We start from the raw sequence: 25,341 nt of genomic DNA on the forward strand, positions 1-25,341 counted from the left end.
CTCGCTGTGTTTCCTTTATCTCAGTTAAAGTCTCCGTAATAGATACGATGATGAACAACACACTTTTACGTTTATTATTCATAGCTCTTTTCTAATTCATCCACCAAATATCCAACATAAGAAACGGCTTTTCGAATTGCATCCGGTTTAGACATATCAACGCCTGCTTTTTTAATTAAATCTAGCGGTTTTAAAGTACCACCTGATTTTAAGACATCTAACCAACGGTCGACAGCAGGTTGACCATCCTCCTGAATCATTTGGGAAACTGCAGTAGATACTGTCAAACCTGCGGAATACGTATATGGATAAAGACCCATATAATAATGAGGTTGACGCATCCATGTTAAGCTTGCTCCTTCATCTAATTCTACAGCATCACCCCAGAAATTCGCCAATGCCTCATATTTTTGCTCACAGAGTACTTTTGCAGTCAATGGTTTTCCAGCTTCAGCAAGGTTGTATACTCTTCTTTGGAATTCTCCTTCGAGAAGATGAGTAACAAAATTATGATAGTACGTACCTAATAAACTTGAAATAACCCAACGTTTCATACGCTTATCATTTGTTTTCGAAAGAATATGATTTGCTAGTAATAACTCGTTCATCGTGGACGGTGCTTCCACAAAATACATCGACGGACGAGTATTCACAATTCGTTGATTTTTTCCTGCTAGATAGAAGTGCCCAGCATGCCCTAATTCATGTGCTAGGACAAATGCACCGCGCATTGTGTCAGTCCATGTAATTAAAATGTATGGATGAACTCCATAAGGACTGGAGCAAAATGCACCTGTTGACTTTCCAATATTATCTGCAAAATCCACCCATCTTTGTGATAAGGCAGTTTTCATAATTTGGCTGTATTCTGGCCCCATTACCTCAAGGGCATCCAAAATCATATTAGCAGCTTCACTAAACGTTGTTTTAGGGTTGAATTCAGGATCTAATGGAGCTTTTAAGTCACAAAATAACATTTTATCTAATCCTAATTCACGCTGCTTTAATTTAGCAAACCGCTGCATATGTGGTGCCAATTCCGTTTGAATAATATCTAATTGATTATTGTACATTTCTTCTGTTACTTGTTGTGGTTGTAGAAGCATCTCTGTTACAGAAGCATACTTACGAGCACGTGATAAAGCAACTTGTTTTTTTACTTCTGTAGCATAGGTTCCAGCAAAAGTATTTTTATATTGTTCTAACGTTTTGATAAATGAATCATACGATTTTCTTCGAATTTCTGTATTAGGAGATAATTCATAACGGTCCTCATAAAGAGCAAAGGACATTGGTAATGCAGTGCCATTGTCATCGATTGAGTCAAATTGCATATCAGATGATTTTCCAAGCTGATAAATAGTATATGGTGAATTATGTATTTCACTTAAGGACGCTAACAGTTCTTCGACTTCAGGTGAAAGGACATATTTCTTTTTGTCTAATAATTCTTGGAGCTTATTTTTAAATACTGTTAATTCTGTCTCTTCTTGTAAATATTGTTCTACAGTTCCTACAGGTAGTGATAATATTTCTGTTTCTATAAATGATATAGCGGCGCCTAATTTTGCCAGCATTCCTGCTAATAAAGAAGAATTTGCCTGGTTAACAGGATTTGACCCATCCTCGGAAGACCTTAAGCTTGCATATGTAGCCACTCTTACGATACGAATTTGGAGTTTTTCCTCGGCAGTTAAACAATTTAATAATACTTTTGCACCCGTGTGAAGCTTACCTTTAAACTGAGTCACGTTTGAAATATCGTTTTCAATAGAGTGAAGCTCTGCTTCCCATTGTTCGTCTGTTGAAAATAAATCTCCTAAATTCCAAGTATGTTCAACAGGAACCTCTGAACGTTTCAATCGTTTTTCAATGGTTTTCTGCATGTATAATCCTCCTCTATAAAAATAAGAATAGTGGGAACGTTTCGTCACCCTAACAAATTTTATTATATATTATATTGAAAAGTTTGAATATGGAAAATTAACTTTTAATAAACAGATTTAATAGGGAATTTTTTCAAATCATAAAAAAAAGGAAGAACTCACAAAATAATTTCGTTCACATGAACAAATGAATAAGCTTAACAATGGAGGGAAAACCGTGACAGTAATTAACAATATAAAACAAACCGTTTCCGGCTTAAAAAGTGCACAAGCAAATTTAGAAAGTTTTGCCTTGGCAACCGATAATCAACAAGCTAAGCAGCTTTATCAGTCTTGTGCTCAACAAACACAATCTATTATTGATACTTTAACACCAAGAATGAATGAGGTTGAACAAGAAGAACCACAATATAAACAACAATAAATTCTAAAGGTCTACTGCGGCGGAGCGTACAGTAGCCTCCGCCAGTAGACCTTGAAGCAAAAGGATGAAGAAAAATGACAATTGCCTCAGATGTGAAAAATTGTATAGCAAGCCTTAGTGGCGCCAAAAATAATTTTAGCCGATTAGCTCTTCTTTCCAGAGATGATGAAGCGAAACGAGTCTTTCATGATTGTATGATGGAAACAGAAGAAATCATTCAAGATTTGCAAAGTAGAGTTTACGCTTTGGAGAGAGAAGAACCCCAATATAAGGGATAATGAAAGGAGAGTGTGTAAATGAACTTACCGGAGTGGCTAAATATTGTAATCAGGTCTTTTTCCTTACTTATTGTATTGTTTATCCTCACAAAGATTCTTGGTAAAAAACAAATTTCACAACTCTCCCTATTTGAATATGTGGTTGGTATAACGATTGGAAATATTGCAGCGCAAACTTCCACGGGTGTAAAGGACAATTTTTTTTACGGAGTTTGCAGTTTATTGGTCTGGACCATTATACCTCTTATTATTAGTATCAGCACCTTGAAAAATAAAAAATTAAGAGAGATTTTTGGAGGAAAATCAACGATTGTCATCAAAGATGGAAAAATCCAAGAAGATAATCTTAATAAAGAAAAATATAGTGTAGATAATTTAATGGAACTTCTGAGAAAGAAAAATGCCTTTAATATTGCAGATGTTGAGTTTGCTGTATTGGAGCCTAGCGGGGATTTAAGTGTTTTAATGAAAAAAGAAAGTCTACCATTGACTCCTAAAGATATTCATCTTAAGGTTCCATCTGAAAAGGAACCACAAACTGTTATAGTGGAGGGGAAAATATTAGATGAGCCATTAGGATTAACAGGATACAATCGTGCATGGCTGGAGGCAGAGTTGCAAAAGTTAAATGTTGCCCTGGATAATGTAGTCGTTGGACAGGTCGATTCCTACGGTAAATTAACGGTAGATATTTATGATGATAAAATTCAAATTCCTAAATCACAGGAAAGAGCACTGTTGCTTGCCACTTTAAAAAAATGTCAAGCAGATATGGAGCTATTCACACTTGCAACCCAATCAAAAGAAGCGAAACAAATGTATAAAAAGAATTCAGAAAGATTGTCCAATATGATTCAACGGGTAGAACATCTTCTGAACGAATAGAACTCGTCCATCCGGCGAGTTTTTATTTTATAAAAATTAGGTGCTTGTATTGTTAAGCTCGTTTTACATATTAACTGAAATTAGTGCATATAGAATTAAAGGTATAATTTATTCGTTCAGGAGGTTATATCCTTATGTCTGGATTGGGGAAAAGCATCATAAGGAAGGAAGCGTTCGATAAGGTAACAGGAAATGCAAAGTATGTCAATGATGTCCCCTTTTCTCGGGTATTGGAGACAGCATTTGTCTTAAGCTCTCATGCACATGCAAAGATTGTTTCTATAGATATTTCTCAAGCAGAAAAGGTACATGGCGTTAAAGCCATTATAACTGGCGAAAATCTCCCTTTGACCGGAGAAGATATTTTTGACCGCCCTATTTTAGCTTATGATAAAGTTCGTTATTTTGGTGAACCAGTCGTTATGATCGTAGCAGAGAAAAAATATCAGGCAAAACTTGCAGCTAGTTTTATAAAGATTAGGTATTCACCGCTTCCAGTCATCCAATCTCCTCTAGAGGCAATGGAGCAAAATTCCCCCCTTGTACACGAAAAGCTAGGAGAGTACAAAGTAATGAAAGGTGTCTATCCCGTACCGGGAACAAATATTGCAAATCACACAAAAATTAGAAAGGGAAATGTTGAAGATGGCTTTTCCAGATGTGATGTTATAGTAGAAAAAAGCTATTCCTTTACGCAATCTGATCATGCAGCAATGGAAACAAGATGCGCCATTGCTGAAATAACTCCTTCTGGTATAGTTAATATTTATTCATCCTCACAAGCACCATATTTAATAAAAAAATCCCTATCAAGTATTTTTAATATTCAAGAAGGAAAAGTGGATGTTCATACTCCTTTAGTTGGCGGAGCATACGGAGGAAAAGCAGCGATACAACTAGAATACCTTGCATATATTGCATCGAGAGCAGTTGGTGGAACACCTGTAAAAGTACTGAATTCAAGAGAAGAAGATCTTATTATGTCTCCGGTTCATATTGGTTTGACTGCTACTGTTAAAATTGGCTGTACAGCAGATGGGAAAATTCAAGCGGCAAAATACACTTATTTGTTTGATGGTGGTGCATATTCAGATAAAGGAGTGGATATGAGTAAATCTGCAGGAATTGATTGCACAGGTCCTTATAATATAGAAAATGTTTGGTGTGATTCTTATTGTATGTATACAAATCATCCATATTCCACTTCATTTCGAGGATTTAGCCATTCTGAACTTACGTTTGCAGCTGATCGAACCATCGATATTTTAGCTAAGGAAGTAAATATGGATCCAATTGATTTTCGGTTACGTAATGCGATTAAACAAGGAGATACAACGCCAACACAATCACCATTAACTGCCAGTAATATAGGTAACGTCACAAAATGTTTAAAACGGTTGAAAGAACTTATAGGTCCAAATATGGAGTATCGGAAAGAAATGGGTGCAGGAAAAGTAAGATCCCTTGGAATAAGCTGTCTTTGGAAAACATCAAATATTGATTCAGATGCAGGTTCAGGCGCTATTATTACTTTTAATAATGATGGGAGCATGAACCTTAATACCGGGTTGGTGGAGATAGGTCAGGGGACTAAAACGGCTTTAACGCAAATTATTGCCGAGCGATTTAAAATGGATGTCAGTATGATACATGTTAAGATGCCGGTAGATACAGAAATTACCCCAGAACATTGGAAAACAGTTGCTAGCCGCGGGACATTTATGGTGGGAAGAGCTGTTATGGATGCCTGTAATGATGCCATCGACCAATTTAAACATGTTGCTTCCAAAATATTATTAGTGGAAGAAGAGGATTTAGAAGTAGCGGGAGGTAAAGTATATTTAAGAGCAAATCCGGATCGGAGCATTCCAATGGCTGAACTGGCTCATGGCTATAAATATCCAAAAGGGAGTGCGATCGGAGGAGAAATTATCGGCAGAGGAAAATATATCCTGCGTAATATTGTTCCTATTGATCAAGAAACAGGAAAAGGGGTTCCTGGACCAGAATGGACGGTCGGTGCAGAAGCGGTAGAAGTGGAATATGATGAGGAAAACTACACTTACGAACTTAAAAAGGTCTATGCAGTCATAGATTGTGGACGATTAATCAATCCTTTACTTGCTAGGGGGCAGGTGATGGGAGCTGCCCATATGGGATTAAGCTTTGCTTCAAGGGAAAAATTTGATTTCTCTTATGATGGGAAAGTATTAAATCCTCAGCTAAGAACTTATCATTTATTAAGATATGGAGAGAATCCGGAATATATAGTAGATTTCGTGGAAACTCCGTTTTTGGATTCTCCTTATGGGATTCGCGGAATAGGAGAACATGGCATAATAGGTATACCTGCTGCATTAGCAAACAGTCTATCCAATGCAATGGAGACGGAATTGTTTACACTTCCGCTAACCCCTGAAAATTTATGGCGGAGCAAGAACGGAGATCATTCATGATACCATTTAATTTTGATTATAGGAGAGTCCATACTATTGAGGAAGCAGTGGGTTTATTTCGACAGTTTCAATTATACAGCAAAAAGCCATTGTATTTTGGCGGTGGTACTGAAATCATTACTCTAGCAAGATTAAATCAATTATATACAGAAGCAGTTATTGATATAAATGGAATACCAGAGTGTAATAGTTTTATGATTAGAGATGGAAAGTTCTATCTTGGCTCCTGTATTTCTTTAACGCAAGCAGTTTATCAAGATAGCTTTCTGTTATTAAGTCAAACAGCAAATGAAATTGCCGACCATACTGCTAGAAACAAGATATCATTAGGTGGAAATATTTGCAGTAATATACGTTTTAAAGAAGCTATTCTTCCATTTCTAGTAACGAATAGCAATGTTATTATTGCAAATGAAAGGGAAATTAAGCAAACTTCTATTAAAGATGCATTTGATGAAGAGTATCAATTACCTTTGGGAACATTGCTTGTCCAATTAGTAGTAGATGAAGCTTATTTGCATGCACCTTTTTACGCAAAAAAAATAAGAACTATTGGAACAGTTGGTTACCCAGTTTTAACCATAAATGCAGTCAAAATAAATGGAAGACTAAAAATTGCAGTAAGCGGTATATCACTTCTCCCAATACAATCCGAAGCCATTGATGATAGATTAAACAACCGGCAATTATCTTATACGGATAGAATTAAAGAGGTAATAGAGGGTTGGCCGAAGCCAATTATAGATGATATACAAGGATCTGCAGACTATAAAAAGTTTTTACTAGAAAAAACATTACTTGAAATTTTTCAGAAGCTGGAGGTAGATTAGATGACCGGCTCTAAGTTTTACAATGGCTATTTACATGTGAATGGGGAAGAAAGGGTGGTTCATTTTCGAGCGGCAGATACTTTATTAACCGTTATCCGGGAAGGGCTTGGATTAACGGGAACGAAATATGGGTGCGGTAATGGAGATTGTGGTGCATGTACCATTAATGTGGATGGCTGGCCGCAAAAATCATGCCTTATGCTCGCCATTGAAGCGATTGATAAAGAGGTACTGACAATCGAAGGCTTAAATACTACACCTATCCAAAAAGCATATGTCGAGAAAAATGCTTTTCAGTGCGGATTTTGTACTCCAGGGTTTATTATGAATGCTCACTCTTTGCTGACCTTATTCCCAGATGCAGATGAACAAATGATACAAGACTGGATGGAGTCCAATATTTGCAGATGCACTAGCTACCAAGAAATGATGGAAGCAATCCATAGCGTGAAAAAGGGATGAAGGGACAGGTTCCTTGTCCCATTTTATTGGGACGAGGGACCTGTCCCTGACCTACTACGATAAAAATTCTTTAATATAGTCGATGTATTGATTTTTATCATACCCATTATATAATCCCATCGATAGCTTGACTGGGTCTCCGAAAAAGAATCGTTCAAAGTGAGTTTGTCTAGTTCCAAATGGACTCATACATAAATCCCAAGCTAAGCGGAATAATTTTACTTTATCTTCTGCGGTAGAATTTGCTCCTTGTAGATATTGGTCGATATAGTTCCGCACGGGTGATTGGAAATCTTTGTCTGTAGGAAGCGTAATTAAACTACTTCCGCTTAAAAGCTGAATAATTTCTACTAATCTTGGATATATACGTGGATAGTAGTAAATGGCCGTATTTAACGGTTTAGCATCTGGTACCAATGTTCCCCAATTATTTTCTTTCGCTTGTATCTCTGCAGAAAGTTGCAATCCTTTTAAAATCTCCAATGTTACAATAATCTCACTGACTTTATCCTTTACATGCTGATATTCTCCGATATTTATGGCATCGATTAAGTTTTCCGCAAGACCAAGAATAAATTCTGTCTTCACAATCATTCTTGTTAAAGCCTGGTAGAGTAATAAAGTATTAAAATTAGTATCTTGGAACATGGAAAATGCTATATTATAATCCTTGTACAGAAATACATTTTCCCATGGTACTATAACTTCATCGAATACAACAATCGTATCCATTTCTTCAAAGCGTGAGCCAAGCGGATAATCAAAAGAAGAGTCGCTTAGTACAAAAGATTCACGGCAAAGGAATTTTAATCCTGGAGTATTAGATGGGATGCTAAAGGCATATATATAGGACTCATCGATAAAGTTTCCTCCCGCAGGTATTACTAAAATCTCGTCCGTTATACCCCCTTGTGTAGATAGTAGACGTGCTCCTTTTATGACAATTCCATCCTTAGTTTCCTTGACTACTTTTGCTGCAATAATATTCGAGTCATCTTCTAAATAACTTGTGGATCTGTTAACTTGTGGATTAATAAACGTGTGGGTGAAAGTAAGATCTTGCTGCATAGCCTTTTCATATATCCGCAGAATATTGGAGCCGAACTTTGGATTATGTTTTCCAAATAATTCATGTGCGGTACCTAATGCCATCATCCCGGTATTCACATAGTCAGGTGACCTTCCAAGCAGACCGGCATTTGTTCTTGACCAAAAGGAAGTAGCAAGTCTTCTTTTTTTTAAGTCTTCCAATGTCGTTGGCTGTTGAAAAGAAAATCCTGCCTCAATATTTTTAGAAGATTTAAAAGTTAACAGCTCCTTATAATCATTATTCTGTTGAAGATCAAAAAGACGCGCCTTACTTTTCAAAATCCCTTTGAAAGCAGGATGCTCAGATATGTTTCCTGTTATTTTATTCCCATTAAACCAAATTTCATTGTTTAACGCATCAATTCTTTTTATATAGTCACTTCCTGATATTGTCATCCTATATCACACCTTTATTGGATATATCTATATGTATATGTAGAAGGCATGAAAAGGTATTTTTAATTTAAAAAAACAGGAATCAACATAGTGTTGATTCCTTAATGATTATGCATATAGTTTTGACAACTGTTTTTGAATATCATCATTTTCTAAATATTCATCGTAGGTCATGACTTTGTCTACCATTCCATTTGGTGTTAACTCTATAATGCGATTTGCAATGGTTTGGATAAATTGATGATCGTGTGAAGCAAAGATTAGGGAACCTTTAAAACGAATCAATCCATCATTCAGTGCAGTAATGGATTCAAGATCCAAATGGTTTGTCGGTTCATCTAAGAGAAGAACATTGGATCCGCTCAGCATCATTTTTGATAGCATACAACGAACTTTTTCCCCTCCGGATAACACATTTGCTTTTTTCAATACCTCTTCACCTGAGAATAGCATTCTTCCGAGGAAGCCTCGTAAAAAGCTCTCACTTTGGTCAACAGGGGAGTACTGTCGTAACCAATCAACCAAGTTTAAATCACCATTTTCAAAGTACTCTGTATTATCCTTTGGAAAATAAGCTTGTGAGGTAGTCACACCCCATTTATAAGATCCGCTGTCAGGTTCCATTTCTCCAGCCAAAATCTTAAAGAGGGTCGTTTTCGCAATTTCATTTTGTCCTACCAAAGCAATCTTGTCATCCTTATTCATGATAAAGCTAATATTATCTAATACTTTTACTCCATCAATAGTTTTTGTTAAACCTTCAACTCGTAATAAATCATTTCCTATTTCACGTTCCGGAGTAAAATGAACGTAAGGATATTTTCGAGAAGATGGCTTAATATCATCGATGGTTATTTTATCTAATAATTTTTTTCTAGATGTGGCTTGTTTAGACTTAGAAGCGTTCGCACTAAATCTTGCAATAAAAGCTTGTAGTTCTTTTATCTTTTCTTCTTTTTTCTTATTTGCTTCTTGCATCATTTTTTGTGCTAATTGACTGGATTCATACCAAAAATCGTAATTCCCTACGTATAACTGAATTTTACTGAAATCTAAATCAGCAATATGGGTACACACTTTATTTAAGAAATGACGGTCATGGGATACCACGATCACCGTATTTTCAAAGTTAATAAGGAACTCCTCAAGCCATCCAATCGCTTTTAAATCTAAATGGTTGGTCGGTTCATCCAATAATAAAATATCGGGCTTGCCGAATAAGCTTTGAGCTAATAAAACTTTTACTTTTTCAGCACCTGTGAGTTCTTCCATTTTCTTTGTGTGAAGTTCTTCACCGATTCCTAATCCTTTTAGTAAAATCGCAGCTTCTGATTCTGCTTCCCAACCATTAAGTTCAGCGAACTCACCTTCCAATTCAGCTGCTTTCATTCCATCTTCATCGGTAAAATCAGCCTTCATATAAATGGCATCCTTTTCTTGCATGACTTCATACAAGCGTTTGTGCCCCATAATAACGACCTTTAGTACTTCATGCTCTTCAAATTCGAAGTGATTTTGTTTTAACACTGCTAGTCTTTCTCCAGGTGTGATATGAACGTCACCAGTTTGTGGTTCTAAATCCCCGGATAAGATTTTTAAAAAAGTAGACTTCCCAGCACCGTTAGCACCAATCAGGCCATAGCAATTGCCAGGGGTGAACTTAATATTAATATCTTCAAATAGTTTACGATCTCCATAACGTAAACTTACATTGTTTACAGTAATCAAATCCAAATAACCTCCACATATAGTATCTGTTTGATTATATCATGGAAGATATGGAAATGGCATCTTTAATTCAAAAGCGTAACTGGGTGTTTACTGGCTAACGCATGTTCTTATAAATTTTCATTTTGTTGCTGGATTTCATCTTTTGCAAGTATTGTATTTGCATCTTTCAAATGCTCATATTCGTTTACGGAATCCCCAGGAGCATATTTTTTCCCAGTTGCATTATCAGCAGGAGTATTTATGGTGACAATTGGTTTCTCAGGGGCATTCGTTAAGATTTCATCATGTTTATCGTTCATTTTCTCAACACCCTTTTCTTGATTTGATTATATTTAAAGCTTTTCAAATCAAGAAAAAACTATTCGTTGTATTAATAGTTATTTATTTTAGGATTTTCCTACATGACTTTCATTATTAATGGGAAAACTTATAAAAAGTTTACATATAGGAGGATACAAAAGATGGTAAGTGAGGAAAGGTTTCGTAAACATATACCACAGTTTCCTGAACCATTATGGAGAGAAAATATGAATTTTCCAAGGTTTTCCTCATTGCAGGAGGACATAGAAGTGGATATAGCGGTTGTTGGTGGTGGGATTACGGGTATTACAACTGCTTATTTGTTAGTTAAAGAAGGATTTAAGGTTGCATTAGTAGAAGCGGGAAATCTTTTGAATGGTACAACCGGCCATACAACAGCAAAAATAACAGCTCAGCATGGATTAATATATGATGAACTAATCCAGTCAATGGGTGTCGAAAGTGCAAAATTATACTATGAGGCAAATAATGATGCAATAACCTTTATTAGGAATACAGTAAATGAGCATAATATTGACTGTGATTTAACAAACGAAGATGCAATTATTTATACTAATTCAGACGACTATATCATAAAACTCAAAAATGAAATGATTGCTTACGAAAAGCTGGGGATAAAGGGAGAAATCATGGACCATGTATCTGCAGGTTTTCCAGTTAAGAAAGCTCTAAAAATGACAAACCAAGCTCATTTTCATCCTATAAAATATTTAAAACCATTACTAGAATACATAAAGGATAACGGCGGATTGATATTTGAAAATACGACTGCAACAGATGTGGATACACAGCAAAAATTAAAAGTGAGAACAAGTGGTGGCCATACTGTCAATTGTAAATACGTCTGTGCCTGCACCCATTTTCCTTTTTATGATGGTCTGGGTTTTTATCCTACTCGAATGTATGCGGAACGATCTTATATTATTGCGATAAAACCAGAGAAAGAATTTTCCGGTGGAATGTATATTAACGCAGAACAGCCTACCCGTTCCTTGCGTACAGCAATGTTTGGCGATGAAAAGCTACTGCTAATTGGCGGAGAAAACCATAAAACGGGGCAGGGGATACCCACTATATTATATTATCAAGCTTTGGAGAGGTATGCCGAAGAGGAATTTGGCATCAAGGATTATTTATTTAGATGGTCTGCACAGGATTTAACAACTTTAGATAAAGTACCTTATGTAGGACAAATCACGGATGGACATCCCAATATATATGTGGCAACAGGTTATCGTAAATGGGGAATGACGAACAGTACGGTGGCAGCTAACTTGATAAAGGATTTGATTCTGGAAAAGGAAAATCCTTACATAGAACTATATGCACCATCTAGGTTTGGCAATACAAGTATGAAATCGTTTCTTTCTACTAATATAGACGTAGCTAAACATTTAATTGAAGGAAAAGTGGAATATCCGTTAATGCGTGTTGATGAGCTCGAGGCAGATCAGGGTTCTGTTGTAAATGTCAATGGAAAACGAGCAGGAGCATACCGTGATAAAGATGGAAATGTTTACATCGTTGATACCACTTGTACGCATCTAGGCTGTGAGGTGGAGTGGAATTCGGGGGATCGTACATGGGACTGCCCGTGCCATGGTTCAAGATTCTCCATTCATGGGGATGTAATAGAAGGACCCGCTGAAAGTCCACTGAAAAAAATAGCGGAAGAATAGAGTCTGCTCTTAATAGAGCGGGCTTTTTTGCCTGAGTGATAATAGAGTAAATATTTTTTTACATTATCGATTGGTTAAATTGTGTATATAGGCACTGTCTAGTTTCCACTTATATTTCTCTTAATATTTGTTTTTATTACAATGTTACAGACTATTACATTGTATGAAAAAGGAACGTAATGAAATGTACATGCGGTTGTTATTGTACTGTTAATTTCATGTGTTAGTATGAGGCATGTTAGTGAATTTTGTTTGCTAACAAAAGGAGGAAAAAAAATGAAAAAAGCATTTACAGCTATAGCCGCTGCATTTACGCTAACAGGCTTCATAACTGGAAATACTTTTGCTGCCGAATACAATGTTAAATTAGGAGATTCACTTTGGAGCATTTCAAATGAAGAACATACAAATGTTGATTCATTAATGAAATGGAATCACCTAACATCTGATTTAATTTATCCAGATCAAAAATTAACCATATTAAATAAAGAAACATATGTAGTGAAAAACGGAGATACTATTTGGGATATTGCAAATAAATATCAGGTTTCCGTGGATCAGATTATGAGCTGGAATAAACTTACCACAGATTTAATTAATCCAAATGACGAATTAGTAGTCTATCCAGAAGAAGATATGAAAGATAATTCTAAGGAAAATCCAACAAAAAAAGTTGAGTCTTCTTCTGCAAAGAAAACTAATGTGGTGACAAAGCACGCTAAGGAAAGTAAACCTGCAATAAAACAGGCAGCAAATAAAAATACTGACAATGTAAAAAAAGTTATTCATATGAGAGCAACCGCTTATACGGCGAACTGTGAGAAATGTTCCGGTATCACTGCTACGGGGGTTAATATTAAAAAACACCCAGAGAAAAAGGTAATTTCAGTTGATCCGAATGTTATTCCATTAGGCTCGAAAGTATATGTAGAAGGCTATGGATACGCTACTGCAGCAGATACTGGTGGCGCGATTAAAGGAAATAGAATAGACATTTTTATCCCATCTGACTCAAAAGCTAAGCAATGGGGTGTTCGAAACGTAGAAGTAAAGATCATTGATTAAGAACCCGGAGGCTAATCTATTATTAATAGATTAGCCTCTTCTTTTTTTTATACCGTAATAACAGATAATGAAACTAAAAAGGATGTCCAATCGTATTAGATATCATAGAGATAAAAGGAGTGAAAAGGCATGAATGAAAAGAAAGGCTGCATAAAATGCGGAAGCACCGATGCTGGTCAAAAAGATGTGGCAATGACAGGTACAGGATTATCTAAAATGTTTGATATTCAAAACAATCAATTTACCGTAGTGTTCTGTAAAAACTGTGGCTACTCTGAATTCTATAATAAAAATGCTTCTACTGCTTCCAATATATTAGATTTCTTCTTTGGAGGATAAGGTTGATTTAGTAAAAAAGATGGAACACCAAAAAGTCACTGTTCTAAGCGGTGGCTATTTTGTTTTTAGAAAATAGTTGAAAAAGAGGAAAGGTGACGATACCTTTTAAAAGTTTACAAAAAAGGTTACGTACTTTCATAAATTTCCTGTAGAATAATAATTATCAGAAACGGGGTGAATCTATGTTAAAGATAGGTATTATTGGCCTAGGGGATATTGCTGCTAAAGCATATCTTCCAGTATATGGTGAAAGAAATGATGTAGAATTTCATCTTTTTACTAGAAACAAGCAGCGTCTGTCTGAGATTTCTGCGCAATATCGTTTTCATCATGTACATGACAGTCTTGATTCTCTAATAGAAAGTGGAATAAAAGGAGCTTTTGTACATTCATCGACGGAATCACATTTTGATATCGTCCAGGAGCTATTATCCAATCACATTCATGTATATGTTGATAAACCTATTTCCTATGATTACCAGTCTGCAAAACAATTGGTAGAGTTAGCGGAAGAAGAGCAATTAATATTAATGGTTGGTTTTAATCGCAGATATGCACCGTCTTACCAAAAACTAAAGGAATTGCAAAAACCTAATATGATCATTATGCAAAAAAATCGAAAGGCATTGCCAAATGATATTAGGACTTTTGTATATGATGATTACATACATGTGCTTGATACGATAAAATATTTATTTCCTGTTCCAATTGAAGATATCGTTGTTTCTGGAAGAAAAGAAGGAAACAAACTTTATCATGCAGTGGTACAATTTATAGCAAAAGAATGTACAGCAATTGGAATTATGAACCGGGACAGTGGAACCGCAGAAGAAAAATTGGAAGTAATGTGCCCTGATGAAAAAAGAACAGCTACAAATGTAGCGGATATAACTATTTATCAAGATCGTAATGAAGTAAAACTAGTTGGCAATGATTGGGAGCCGACACTTCACAAACGAGGTTTTTATCAGCTTGTAGATGAGTTTATTCAATGCCTAAAAAATAAATCTACTCCAAAAATATCTGCTAAAGATGCATTAGAAACTCATGAAATTTGCGAATTAGTAGTTACAAAATTAGAGAATAAATAAATGGAAAATCCCCGCTATATTTGTGGGGATTTTAATTCTGCGGCATTTTTCACTAATTCTAAAAATGCATACATGTCTGATTCACTTGTAAAAGTTACTTGTGCATTGTTATTAGAACCTCCACCTTTTCCGTTGAAAGATGAAATATTGGCTTTTACAAATTGCCCGCAATGAAATTGATTTTGTCCATTATGCTGAATTAGACATCTTTTATCGAGTAGGGAGGCTAAAACAACTAATTTATCTGTTTTTGCTATTAACTGTCTAGAAAGGACTTGTAAGTCTTGTATCGACTTTTCAGAGAAAGTCTGGATTAAAATTATTTCTTGGTTGGATTGTAATAGATCATGTGCTAGAAAATTCGCATTTTCATTTTGTGCGATATCTAATTTTCGTTGTATTTCTTTCTTTTCATTTTCTAATTTCTCTATACGAGCGATAATTTCTTCTTTGGATGTAGACAGATTTTTAGTAAGTGCTGCAAGAATGTTATGTTTCTCCTGGTAATCTTGAATTGCTCTAAATCCACAAATAAAATGGAGTCTTGTTCCACCCCGTTGTTTTTCTGTTTTGATTAACTTTATTAATCCTATTTCTGCTGTTTGTTCAACATGTGTACCACAGCATGCCGAGTAGTCTATACCTTCTATTTCGACAATCCGTATTTCACCTGTTACATCTGGAACTTTTCTTAATGGGATACTAGATAACTCCTTATCTGTCACAGTATATGTTTTTACCTTTTTATTTTCATATATGTATTGATTGGCTGTCTCTTCAATTGCCTTTAGCTGACTACCTTTTAGCTCAGGAAGATCTAAATCAATCGTAACAGTTACTTCTCCTAGATGAAAACTGTGTGTATGTGCTTCAAACAATTCAATGCATACTGCTGATAAAAGATGTTGTCCGGTGTGATGCTGTGTGTGATCGATCCGTCGCTTCACATCTATTTTACAATGGACAACTTTATTTTCTAGTTTTGATTCAAGTATATGAAAGATTTCATCTTTTTCCTCGAATACATCCAGAACTTTTATCGAATCTATGTACCCAATATCGTGGGGCTGTCCACCGCCAGTTGGATAGAATGCTGTTTCTGCTAGTGTTACGATAATTTTATTATTCATTTCTCGCATACTAGTTATTTCCGTCGACCATTCAAACATTTTGGGTTCACGATAGAATAATTTTTCGGTCATGTTGTTATTCCTTTCGATATTTGTTTGCTCTTTATTATAGTAGAAAGGTTGACAAAAAAATAGCGGGAGGTTCCTTCCATATTGCTGATTGAGATCATTTTTTACAGAAAAGAGGAGAGTAAACGTGGACGTTTACTCTTCTTTCTTTGCAAGACAACGCTCGCACTCCATAATATAAGACTCTGCCTGTTCTTCGTGGATATGCTCACCACATTCCGGACAGATTTTTCTAGACAAATTACGGAAAAATTCAACAGGGTTTCCTAACATAAAGTAATTCCTCCTTTTATCTAATATAATACAGTTTATTTATTTTTATTCTGTTATAATACAGTATATGCGTTTATTTCGTCAACTGTTATTCGAAAAAATCATAAAATTGAGAAATATCATTGATGTGTTTAGAAAGACCTGTTAATCTGGTACTAAAAATAGGCTATTTCAGGGGAGGTTGTGGTGGATTTCACAAGTTTGCGTCCTAAAAAAAGGACAAATATCAGGATTTTTATAGGAAAACAATATTATACGTTTAAACGATATTTGACTTGGATGTTCGGTAAGCAGAAATATGCAGAGAAAAGGCAGTACGAATGGTTTCCTCATACGGTATATAAGCATCAGACAGTGTTATTAAGGCAACTACGTGGAGTTGATATGTGGTATCAGCATAATAAAATCAAGAATTTAGAAATAGCAATTAAACAACTGAATGGGATTGTAATCAAACCAGGGGAGACATTCTCGTATTGGAAGCTCATCGGGAAACCAACGAGGAAAAAAGGGTATTTAGACGGCATGGTTCTTCACTATGGTACTTTTAAAAAAGGGATCGGCGGAGGACTTTGTCAACTTTCTAATTTACTCTACTGGATGACATTGCATACCCCATTAACGATTACGGAAAGGAATCGTCATAGCTATGACGTCTTCCCGGATTCCAATCGTACACAGCCCTTTGGCAGTGGTGCAACCTGCGCATATAACTATTTAGATTTACAAATTAAAAACAATACTGAAGGACCATTTCAACTATATTTAGCATTAACAGACACACATTTAGTTGGGGAATGGAGAGCTTTACAGCCTTCCTTATATAGCTATGAAATATATGAAAAAGAGCATCAAATTACACCAGCATATTGGGGTGGATATGTACGGCATAATATAATAAATAGGAAAATATATAACAAGCAGCATCAACTAGTAGAAGATGAATATGTTGTGGAAAATCATGCGATTATGATGTATGAACCATTACTGGAACATAAAATAAATGAGTAAATTTATATTACCCGTAACTTTTTACATGTATTATCCGTTAAAAATATAGAGGTTCAAAAGGAGTGATCACTTTGAATACCAAGCTTGGTACTGAATCATCTATTCATGAAGAAAATATAGCAACATTAATGAATATGTATCCTGCATTAAAGAGGTACTGCCAAATGCTGACCAGAAATGGTTGGGATGCGGAGGACCTAGCACATGAGGCGATGGAAAAAATGTATCAAAGATATATTCATCAAAAAGCAGATCAAAGCAATATTTCTCGTGCATTACTATATAAAATTGCTCACAATCATTGGATTGACGAAGTTAGAAAACGTTCAAAAGAAAATGCAACATTAAAATCGGAGCCATCTACAGATCCAATGAAAATATTACCAGAAGTGTATTCTATTTGTGAGCTATTAGTAAACCATTTAACTCCGCAACAGACTGTTATATTTATGTTGAAGGATATCTTTCAATTTGGAATGAGTGATATTGCAGAACAATTAAATATGACAGAAGGCGCAATTAAAGCATCTTTATTTAGAACACGCCAGCATTTAAAAAAGTTCACGGATGGGGTAGATGAGCTTAAGTTAATTCATACGGAGAGTGAACAAAGCAGGTTGTTTTGTGAATCGATTATTCAATCGATACGACAAGAACAGCCACGGATCCTCATCAGACAATATAAAAAATTGTTCCATCAACAAGTTCCTATGTGCAAAGGTTCGATGAGTTTCTCTTTACTTGCGGCTGCATAATTAAAAGGAGGAAATCTCATTGAGTACGATTCCATATGTAATTGAACAGTCCTCACGTGGAGAAAGATCGTATGATATTTATTCAAGATTATTGAAAGACCGTATTATTATGATTGGCGATGAGATTAATGATCAAATATCTAATACTGTTGTTGCACAGTTATTGTTTTTAGCAGCTGAAGATCCTGATAAAGATATTTCACTTTATATCAATAGTCCAGGTGGTTCGACGACAGCAGGATTTGCAATACTTGATACCATGAATTATATAAAACCAGATGTACAAACGATTTGCATAGGTCTTGCTGCTTCTTTTGGAGCAATGCTTTTAATGGCAGGGACTAAAGGCAAGAGGTTCGCCCTTCCAAATAGTGAAATAATGATCCATCAGCCTCTAGGTGGTGCTCGTGGCCAAGCAACGGAAATTGATATTTCAGCAAGAAGGATTTTAAAATTAAAAGACCAAATCAATGGAATGATTGCAAATTTTACCGGTCAAAATCTTGAAAAGGTGAAAGCTGATACTGAGCGGGATTATTTTCTTTCATCAGATGAAGCGATGGAATATGGGATAATAGATAAAATATTGCATCAAAAATAATACGGAAAGGAGTACTGGATATTTTGTCCATGTACTCCTTTTTTACATTTATTATTGACGACACTCTTTGTTTGGTATATTCTTATTAAACAAAATCCTTTAGTTTGTTAGAGTGATAATATATTAAAGGAAAATGAGTAGGAAGTGAAATGATGTTTTTACCTAGCGGAAGCCAAGATGAATTTGGAAATGTTGTCAGTAATCGAAATATGGTTTGTGAAGTATTTCGAGACATTATTGCTAACAGAGGGTTTGTTGAAATATCAACTCCACTGGTGGAGTACGCATCCACCTTTACAAATAGATATGTAGGAATGGAGTTACAAAATTTACTGAAATGGTTTAATCGAAATGGAGAAATCGAAGTGTTACGCCCAGATTGGACATCAGCAATAGCGAGAGCATTAGTCCGATTAAAATCAAAACAGAAGAAATGGGCATATCAAGGATCTGTGTTCCGAGAAGACCAGCCAGGAATCGAAAAACGGCAAATTGGTATTGAAATAATCCAAACTCCTGAAATTCTCGGAGAAAGTGAGTGCCTATTTTTAGCAAAAGAGCTATTAGAAAAATTAAATATTAATGAGTATGCAGTTGAACTTGGTCATACGGATATCTTTGAGGAACTAACGAAATCGCTGAAATTACCGGCAGCCGAAAAACAGAGACTTCGTGTGGCCATGCATAACAAACGAAAAGATGAGGTATTTGCCATTGTAACCCAATACGGGGATGAAAATTTAGCGACTGAATTAGTATTTCTGATTGGGGCATATGGTTCTATTGATATTTTAAAAGAATATGAGCATAGATGGGCAGAGAATGCAAAGCTTTCTGCTATCCTTCAGCATTTAAATAGAATCATTACTATTTTAAAAGAGGTAAATATACATGAAATTATGGTGGATTTAGGCAGAGTGAAAAACTTGCCGTATTACTCGGGAATTATGTTCCGAGGATACTCTTCTGACAATGGAGATTTATGCTTTTCCGGTGGTCGATATGATAAGCTGTACGATCAATTTGAAACAAATATGTCGGCAATTGGTCTAGCCTTCGATGTAGATATTCTTGCAAACAAAATGGGAATAGCTTCGAAAAGAGAAAGAATTGGTATTGTTGCAACAGATGATACCCTTGCTTTTGCCGAAAGGTACCGAAGTAAGTGCAAAGAATCGATCGTTGAAATTGTCTATGAGGTAGATCCATCTGTCCCATATGATAAGGTGCTCTTGGTGAAAAAGATGAATGGAAATTTCGAGGTGGTAGAAGCGTGAAAATTTGTATTGCATTAACAAAAGGTCGTCTGGAGGAGCAATTTTTACAATATTTAAATTCTCTTTGCTTTGATGTTGAGCCTTTAATAAATAAAGGCAGAAAGCTATGGGTAGAAACAGGAAATTTGCAATTCTTTTTCGCAAAAGGGGTAGATGTTGGTACATATGTAGAACATGGCATCGCGGATCTTGGGATTATTGGAGAAGATATTCTACTTGAATATCAGCCGGATGTATTTGATTTATTTCCATTGCCATTTGGCAAATGTCGTTTTGCCCTTGCGGAAGTGGCAAACAAAAAAGAGACCATGTCGAAAAGAAAAATAGCTACAAAGTATCCAAACATCACAAATGAATATTTTAGAAGTACTGGAGAGTCTGTTGATATTGTCAAACTAGAAGGGTCAGTTGAATTAGCACCAGTATTGGGACTATCAGATGCCATTGTCGATATTGTGGAAACGGGAACAACTCTCGCTGAAAATGGTCTAATTATCAAAGAAGAGTTTCATCCCTTAAGTGCACGTTGTATTGCAAACCGTTCTTCATTAAAAATAAAAAAAGCATCTATTTCTCCGTTTCTTGATGCTTTGCAGGGACAGGGGGTATTAAATTGATTCCAAGATTAACAATCGAGGAGTTTGTGAAGCAGTTCTTAGTAGCAAATAATAAAATATCGATGAATCCAGAAATAATGGAAACGGCAATGAATGTTATTAAGGAAGTTAGGGCTGATGGGGATTCAGCATTAAAGAAGTATGCACAGAAGTTTGATGCTTATGTTCCAGAGAAGTGGGAAGTTTCAGAAGAGGAGAGAAAACATGCATGGAATATGGTATCGCCAAATATTATAGAATCCCTTCGGAAAGCGGCAGCTAATATTCAGGATTTTCATCGTAAACAGATCACTCAATCACGAATAATGGAAATGTCTGAAGATATCATCTCCGGTCAATTATTCCGTCCCATTGAGAAGGTAGGAATCTATGTACCTGGAGGAACTGCGAGTTATCCTTCCACTGTTTTAATGAATGCTATCCCGGCCTCCATTGCGGGTGTAGAAGAAATCATCATGGTTACTCCGGCTCACAGTGAAGAGGGAATTTCTCCTGTCCTTTTAGTTGCAGCTGATATTGCAGGAGTGGGTAAAATTTATCAGATTGGCGGTATTCAAGCGATTGCTGCATTGGCTTATGGTACTGATACTATTCCAAAGGTGGACAAAATTGTTGGACCAGGAAATGCTTATGTAGCTGCTGCAAAATCAATTGTTTATGGAGATGTGGGAATTGATTTGATCGCAGGACCCTCTGAGGTGGCTATTATTGCGGATGAAAATGCTACACCTGCGTATATCGCAGCGGATTTGATCGCACAGGCAGAGCATGATAAAAATGCGCGAACATTTCTCTTTACTACTTCAAACAAGTTGATAGAAGAAGTATTAGTTGAACTAGCAAAACAGTTGGCTGTATTACCTAGAAAGGAAATTGCGGCGCCGTCTCTTTTAAATAATAGTGCAGCTGTGGTGGTAAAGAATCTTCACTTAGCATTTGATCTTGTTAATCAATTGGCTCCTGAGCATTTGGAGATTGTCGTCCAAAATCCATTATCATGGTTAGGTTTAGTAAAAAATGCAGGCTCTGTCTTCTTAGGGGAACACACACCGGAAGCAGTAGGAGATTATTTTGGCGGACCAAACCACGTTTTGCCAACATCCGGAAATGCTAGGTTTTCTTCTGGGTTATCTGTCGATGATTTTATCAAAAAAACAACTTATCTTTATTACTCTGAAAAAGCGTTAGGTAGTACCGCAGAACATATTATATCCATTGCGACCGAAGAAAAATTAGCTGGTCATGCCCGAGCAGTTCAAATCAGAATGCAAAATGAATAGGGATGAGAGGAATGGTAAACGTGAGAACAGCTGCTAAAAAAAGAAAAACAAATGAGACATTCATTCAAATTTCATGTAATTTAGATGATCCAACAACGGTAGAAATCAATACAGGAATAGGCTTTTTTGATCATATGCTTGAGTTATTTGCAAGACATGGGCAGATAGGGCTTGAAGTGAAAGCAGAGGGAGATTTATATATTGATAGTCATCACACTGTAGAAGATGTAGGGATTGTTTTAGGCCAAGTAATAAAAAGTGCCCTCGGTTCAAAGGAAGGAATTGTACGATATGGCTCTGCATATGTACCAATGGATGAAACGCTTGGTTTTATAGCCTTAGATATTAGCGGAAGACCTTATTTGCATTTTGATGCTGTCTTGCAAAACCCTAAACTCGGAAATTTTGATACAGAATTAGTGAAGGAATTTTTCCAAGCCTTTGCACTTCAATCTGGGATTACCCTTCATGCGAAAGTGATGTATGGAGAAAATACGCATCATAAAGTAGAGTCTCTTTTTAAGGCTTTGGGTCGCGCGCTATCTCAAGCGATTGCCATTGATCCAACTATTAAAGGCGTTAATTCTACAAAGGGGATAATAGAATGATAGGGATTGTCGATTATGGAATGGGGAATATCGCAAGTGTTCGAAATACATTAGCCAGACTTGGGATTCAAACCGTTGTATCCGATCAACCAGATGTATTAAAACAAGCTTCTCATATTATTTTGCCGGGAGTAGGCTCCTTTCAAGCATCTATTGATGAAATAGAGAAACGTGGCTTAAAGAGTGTTATTCGAGATTTGGCAAGTAAAAAACCGGTTTTAGGTGTTTGTCTAGGCATGCAGCTTTTATTTTCAGAAGGGTATGAAGGTGGTAGAAAGGAAGGTCTTGATTTAATACCTGGACAAATTAAAAAAATCGACACCGACAATATACTGCCCCATATAGGATGGAATCAATTGCATATTCAAGACGAAAGAAATGGCTTCAGCAATTTTGAAGGCGAGCATGTATATTTTGTCCATTCCTATCAGGCAAATACCAATGCAGAATATATTGTTGCAACTACGGAATATGGAGTGAAGATTCCTGCGATTGTTCAAAAAGAAAATGTATTTGGAATGCAATTTCACCCAGAGAAGAGCGGGAAAGTTGGACTGGAATTACTAAAAATGTTCTTAGGGGTGGAGGGAAAACAATGACAAAAATCATACCAGCAATCGATTTAATTGATGGAAAATGTGTTCGATTATATCAAGGGAAATTTAATCAATCAACGGTTATGGAAAATGATCCATTCATCCAATTGCAAAAGTTCATGGAGGACGGAGCAGAGCTTATACATATTGTTGATTTAGATGGAGCGAGACTCGGTGCTCCAAAGCAATACGAGTTAATAAAGCGCTTAGTTCAAATCTCCTCTGTTCCCATTCAGGTAGGTGGTGGGATTCGCACAATGCAATCTGTAAAAAATTATATAGATGCTGGTGTATCACGAGTCGTGCTTGGAACTGCAGCAATCGAGAATAAGATATTTTTAACCAATGTACTAAAGCAATATAGTAATCAGGTTGCAATTGGGATCGATGCAAAAAATGAAAAGGTTGCGACCAGAGGCTGGGAAAAGGTTGTAGATGTAAACTATCTTGAATTTGCAAAAATAATGGAGGATTTAGGTGCGAAGACGATTGTTTTTACGGATATTTCTCGGGATGGTACCTTAACTGGTCCCAATTTGGAACAATTGCAACGTTTAAACGATGAAGTTCAATGTACCGTTATCGCATCCGGCGGTATTCGCAATGATGAGGATATTAAAGCTTTACATGAAATTGGAATTGCGGAAGCTATTGTGGGGAAAGCGATATACGATGGCATGATTACATTACAGGGAGCTGGTCAGTAATGATCGCAAAGAGAATAATTCCATGTTTGGATGTGAAAGATGGCAAAGTGGTAAAGGGTACAAACTTTGTTGGGCTAAGAGAAATGGGTGACCCGGTCGAAATGGCTACATACTATTCCGAAAATGGAGCAGATGAAATTATTTTTCTAGATATTTCTGCCACCAATGAAGGCCGGAATACCATGATAGATACGGTGAAAAGGACTGCTGAAAATATTTTTGTTCCTTTTACAGTTGGCGGTGGGGTAAGATCCATTGAGGATGTGACACAGCTTTTAAAAGCAGGCGCAGATAAAGTCGGGATAAATTCTGCGGCTGTTCAAAATCCGTCTCTTATTCAGGAGGCAGCTATTCGATTTGGCTCACAGTGTATTGTAGTAGCGATTGACGCAAAGAAATACCAGGATGGATGGCATGTGATGACCCATGGCGGCCGCAAAGATACTGGACTTGATGCAATCGCATGGGCTAAAAAAGTAGAGCAACTGGGCGCTGGGGAAATCTTATTAACGAGCGTGGATTGTGATGGTGTGAAAGAGGGCTATGATCTTCTTTTAACAAAAGCCATTGTATCGGAAATAAGAATACCGGTCATTGCTTCTGGAGGTTGTGGAAAGCTCGAACATTTTTCAGAGGTATTTGTGGAAACAAATGTATCAGCTGCATTAGCTGCTTCTATTTTTCACGAAGGCACCTATTCCATTCGAAAAGTGAAACAAATCTGTCAAGAAAACGGAGTGAATATACGTGAAGCCTGATTTTACAAAAGGATTAATTCCAGCTATCATCGTCGAAGATAAAACAAATGAGGTTTTAATGCTTGCTTATATGAATGAGGAGTCTTACAACAAAACATTGGAAACAAATGAGACTTGGTTTTATTCTCGTTCAAGGGAGTGCCTTTGGAACAAGGGAGCAACCTCCGGGAATAAGCAAGTTGTTAAGTCTATTGCAATAGATTGTGATAACGATACCCTTTTAATTAGAGTAGATCCAAAAGGACCTGCGTGTCATACAGGAGAAAAATCCTGCTTTTATCAAACAATAAAAGAAAAGGAGAATCACTCTTTTTCTGGTAACATCTTTTATGAGGTGATGCAAGAGGTAGAGGGAAGGAAAAGAGAAAAGGTAGAAAATTCTTATACGAATTATTTGTTTGATAAGGGAATTGATAAGATTGGAAAAAAAGTGATAGAAGAAGCTGGGGAAATCGTGATTGCAGCGAAGAATCATAGCAAAGAAGAGGTAATCAATGAATGCAGTGATCTCTTATATCACAGTTTTGTATTGTTAGCTAATCAAGATATTTCGCTATGTGAAGTAGAAGAGGAACTTGTAAAACGTTTTATGAAGAAGGGAAATAGTAAAGGGGATCGGTCGGTCATAGAGAATTGGTAAAACAGATGAACAAAGCATACCGTACTTTGAGTGTTTTATAACAAATGACGTATCCATTGGCATACGCCATTTTTTTGTTTAGGAAAT

General features: G+C 36.2%; 27 protein-coding genes. 21 read left to right on the plus strand and 6 right to left on the minus strand.

Annotation, left to right across the window (positions count from 1 at the left end; genetic code table 11):
• Window positions 1-74 precede the first annotated feature (74 nt).
• A complete protein-coding gene (gene pepF, locus CWO92_RS22505) occupies window positions 75-1,886 on the minus strand; it encodes an oligoendopeptidase F (protein ID WP_101356450.1) in 1,812 nt (603 codons plus the stop codon).
• 217 nt (window positions 1,887-2,103) lie between these two features.
• Between pepF and CWO92_RS22510 the strand changes: the two genes are divergently transcribed.
• The 6 genes from CWO92_RS22510 (at window position 2,104) to CWO92_RS22535 (ending at window position 7,221) form a co-directional block, all read left to right on the plus strand.
• The gene (locus CWO92_RS22510; RefSeq protein WP_101356451.1) at window positions 2,104-2,310 is read left to right on the plus strand and encodes a DUF1657 domain-containing protein; all 207 of its coding nucleotides are present in this window, start codon (window positions 2,104-2,106) and stop codon (window positions 2,308-2,310) included.
• A 74-nt stretch (window positions 2,311-2,384) separates the two neighbouring features.
• Window positions 2,385-2,588, plus strand: coding sequence for a DUF1657 domain-containing protein (locus tag CWO92_RS22515; protein ID WP_101356452.1), 204 nt, complete (start codon window positions 2,385-2,387; stop codon window positions 2,586-2,588).
• Window positions 2,589-2,606: 18 nt separating this feature from the next.
• Window positions 2,607-3,473, plus strand: a complete 867-nt coding sequence (locus CWO92_RS22520) for a DUF421 domain-containing protein (RefSeq protein WP_101356453.1) — start codon at window positions 2,607-2,609, stop codon at window positions 3,471-3,473.
• Window positions 3,474-3,607: 134 nt separating this feature from the next.
• On the plus strand, window positions 3,608-5,929 hold the full coding sequence (locus CWO92_RS22525; RefSeq protein WP_101356454.1) for a xanthine dehydrogenase family protein molybdopterin-binding subunit: 2,322 nt from the start codon (window positions 3,608-3,610) through the stop codon (window positions 5,927-5,929).
• Complete coding sequence (locus CWO92_RS22530; protein WP_165786754.1) at window positions 5,926-6,759, plus strand: FAD binding domain-containing protein; 834 nt, start codon at window positions 5,926-5,928, stop codon at window positions 6,757-6,759. Before CWO92_RS22525 ends, CWO92_RS22530 begins: the two co-directional genes overlap by 4 nt.
• On the plus strand, window positions 6,760-7,221 hold the full coding sequence (locus tag CWO92_RS22535) for a (2Fe-2S)-binding protein (RefSeq protein WP_101356456.1): 462 nt from the start codon (window positions 6,760-6,762) through the stop codon (window positions 7,219-7,221). It abuts the gene before it with no gap.
• Window positions 7,222-7,275: 54 nt separating this feature from the next.
• Here CWO92_RS22535 and hpaB read toward each other — a convergent pair whose 3' ends face one another.
• The 3 genes from hpaB to CWO92_RS22550 all read right to left on the minus strand — a co-directional run bounded on the left by hpaB (window position 7,276) and on the right by CWO92_RS22550 (window position 10,736).
• The gene (hpaB, locus tag CWO92_RS22540) at window positions 7,276-8,706 is read right to left on the minus strand and encodes a 4-hydroxyphenylacetate 3-monooxygenase, oxygenase component (protein ID WP_101356457.1); all 1,431 of its coding nucleotides are present in this window, start codon (window positions 8,704-8,706) and stop codon (window positions 7,276-7,278) included.
• Between the two features lie 108 nt (window positions 8,707-8,814).
• A complete protein-coding gene (locus tag CWO92_RS22545) occupies window positions 8,815-10,434 on the minus strand; it encodes an ABC-F family ATP-binding cassette domain-containing protein (RefSeq protein WP_101356458.1) in 1,620 nt (539 codons plus the stop codon).
• Between the two features lie 110 nt (window positions 10,435-10,544).
• On the minus strand, window positions 10,545-10,736 hold the full coding sequence (locus CWO92_RS22550; protein ID WP_101356459.1) for a hypothetical protein: 192 nt from the start codon (window positions 10,734-10,736) through the stop codon (window positions 10,545-10,547).
• Between the two features lie 162 nt (window positions 10,737-10,898).
• Here CWO92_RS22550 and CWO92_RS22555 point away from each other — a divergent pair, with 162 nt between their 5' ends.
• The 4 genes from CWO92_RS22555 (at window position 10,899) to CWO92_RS22570 (ending at window position 14,932) form a co-directional block, all read left to right on the plus strand.
• Window positions 10,899-12,437 (plus strand): FAD-dependent oxidoreductase, encoded by a 1,539-nt coding sequence (locus tag CWO92_RS22555; protein ID WP_101356460.1) that lies wholly within the window; start codon window positions 10,899-10,901, stop codon window positions 12,435-12,437.
• 276 nt (window positions 12,438-12,713) lie between these two features.
• Window positions 12,714-13,502 (plus strand): LysM peptidoglycan-binding and 3D domain-containing protein, encoded by a 789-nt coding sequence (locus tag CWO92_RS22560; protein ID WP_101356461.1) that lies wholly within the window; start codon window positions 12,714-12,716, stop codon window positions 13,500-13,502.
• A 129-nt stretch (window positions 13,503-13,631) separates the two neighbouring features.
• Window positions 13,632-13,841 carry a zinc ribbon domain-containing protein gene (locus CWO92_RS22565; RefSeq protein WP_101356462.1) on the plus strand — a complete coding sequence of 70 codons (210 nt, stop codon included), beginning with the start codon at window positions 13,632-13,634 and terminating at the stop codon, window positions 13,839-13,841.
• Window positions 13,842-14,023: 182 nt separating this feature from the next.
• Window positions 14,024-14,932 carry a Gfo/Idh/MocA family protein gene (locus CWO92_RS22570; RefSeq protein WP_101356463.1) on the plus strand — a complete coding sequence of 303 codons (909 nt, stop codon included), beginning with the start codon at window positions 14,024-14,026 and terminating at the stop codon, window positions 14,930-14,932.
• Window positions 14,933-14,946: 14 nt separating this feature from the next.
• Here the strand turns inward: CWO92_RS22570 and CWO92_RS22575 are convergent, their stop codons facing one another.
• Window positions 14,947-16,134, minus strand: coding sequence for an alanyl-tRNA editing protein (locus tag CWO92_RS22575; protein ID WP_101356464.1), 1,188 nt, complete (start codon window positions 16,132-16,134; stop codon window positions 14,947-14,949).
• 132 nt (window positions 16,135-16,266) lie between these two features.
• Window positions 16,267-16,404: a protein YhfH gene (gene yhfH / locus CWO92_RS22580; protein ID WP_101356465.1), complete on the minus strand. Its 138-nt coding sequence runs from the start codon at window positions 16,402-16,404 to the stop codon at window positions 16,267-16,269.
• 186 nt (window positions 16,405-16,590) lie between these two features.
• Between yhfH and CWO92_RS22585 the strand changes: the two genes are divergently transcribed.
• From CWO92_RS22585 to hisIE, 11 genes are all read left to right on the plus strand, one after another.
• Window positions 16,591-17,415, plus strand: a complete 825-nt coding sequence (locus CWO92_RS22585; RefSeq protein WP_101356466.1) for a VanW family protein — start codon at window positions 16,591-16,593, stop codon at window positions 17,413-17,415.
• A 71-nt stretch (window positions 17,416-17,486) separates the two neighbouring features.
• A complete protein-coding gene (locus CWO92_RS22590; RefSeq protein WP_101356467.1) occupies window positions 17,487-18,170 on the plus strand; it encodes a sigma-70 family RNA polymerase sigma factor in 684 nt (227 codons plus the stop codon).
• A gap of 19 nt (window positions 18,171-18,189) precedes the next feature.
• On the plus strand, window positions 18,190-18,771 hold the full coding sequence (gene clpP, locus CWO92_RS22595) for an ATP-dependent Clp endopeptidase proteolytic subunit ClpP (protein WP_101356468.1): 582 nt from the start codon (window positions 18,190-18,192) through the stop codon (window positions 18,769-18,771).
• A gap of 149 nt (window positions 18,772-18,920) precedes the next feature.
• Window positions 18,921-20,048: an ATP phosphoribosyltransferase regulatory subunit gene (locus CWO92_RS22600; RefSeq protein WP_233269728.1), complete on the plus strand. Its 1,128-nt coding sequence runs from the start codon at window positions 18,921-18,923 to the stop codon at window positions 20,046-20,048.
• Window positions 20,045-20,665, plus strand: a complete 621-nt coding sequence (gene hisG, locus CWO92_RS22605; RefSeq protein WP_101356470.1) for an ATP phosphoribosyltransferase — start codon at window positions 20,045-20,047, stop codon at window positions 20,663-20,665. The genes CWO92_RS22600 and hisG overlap by 4 nt, the downstream gene beginning before the upstream one ends.
• Window positions 20,666-20,679: 14 nt before the next feature.
• The gene (gene hisD, locus CWO92_RS22610; protein ID WP_437177572.1) at window positions 20,680-21,945 is read left to right on the plus strand and encodes a histidinol dehydrogenase; all 1,266 of its coding nucleotides are present in this window, start codon (window positions 20,680-20,682) and stop codon (window positions 21,943-21,945) included.
• An 11-nt stretch (window positions 21,946-21,956) separates the two neighbouring features.
• Window positions 21,957-22,553: an imidazoleglycerol-phosphate dehydratase HisB gene (hisB, locus tag CWO92_RS22615; RefSeq protein ID WP_101356472.1), complete on the plus strand. Its 597-nt coding sequence runs from the start codon at window positions 21,957-21,959 to the stop codon at window positions 22,551-22,553.
• Complete coding sequence (hisH, locus tag CWO92_RS22620) at window positions 22,550-23,152, plus strand: imidazole glycerol phosphate synthase subunit HisH (RefSeq protein WP_101356473.1); 603 nt, start codon at window positions 22,550-22,552, stop codon at window positions 23,150-23,152. Before hisB ends, hisH begins: the two co-directional genes overlap by 4 nt.
• Entirely contained in the window at window positions 23,149-23,856 is a 708-nt protein-coding gene (gene hisA / locus CWO92_RS22625) for a 1-(5-phosphoribosyl)-5-[(5-phosphoribosylamino)methylideneamino]imidazole-4-carboxamide isomerase (RefSeq protein ID WP_101356474.1), read from the plus strand. The genes hisH and hisA overlap by 4 nt, the downstream gene beginning before the upstream one ends.
• On the plus strand, window positions 23,856-24,614 hold the full coding sequence (gene hisF / locus CWO92_RS22630) for an imidazole glycerol phosphate synthase subunit HisF (protein WP_101356475.1): 759 nt from the start codon (window positions 23,856-23,858) through the stop codon (window positions 24,612-24,614). Before hisA ends, hisF begins: the two co-directional genes overlap by 1 nt.
• On the plus strand, window positions 24,604-25,254 hold the full coding sequence (hisIE, locus tag CWO92_RS22635) for a bifunctional phosphoribosyl-AMP cyclohydrolase/phosphoribosyl-ATP diphosphatase HisIE (RefSeq protein WP_101356476.1): 651 nt from the start codon (window positions 24,604-24,606) through the stop codon (window positions 25,252-25,254). The genes hisF and hisIE overlap by 11 nt, the downstream gene beginning before the upstream one ends.
• The last annotated feature ends 87 nt before the right edge of the window (window positions 25,255-25,341 follow it).

The organism is Heyndrickxia camelliae (genome assembly GCF_002844575.1).
Lineage (GTDB): Bacteria > Bacillota > Bacilli > Bacillales > Bacillaceae_C > Margalitia > Margalitia camelliae.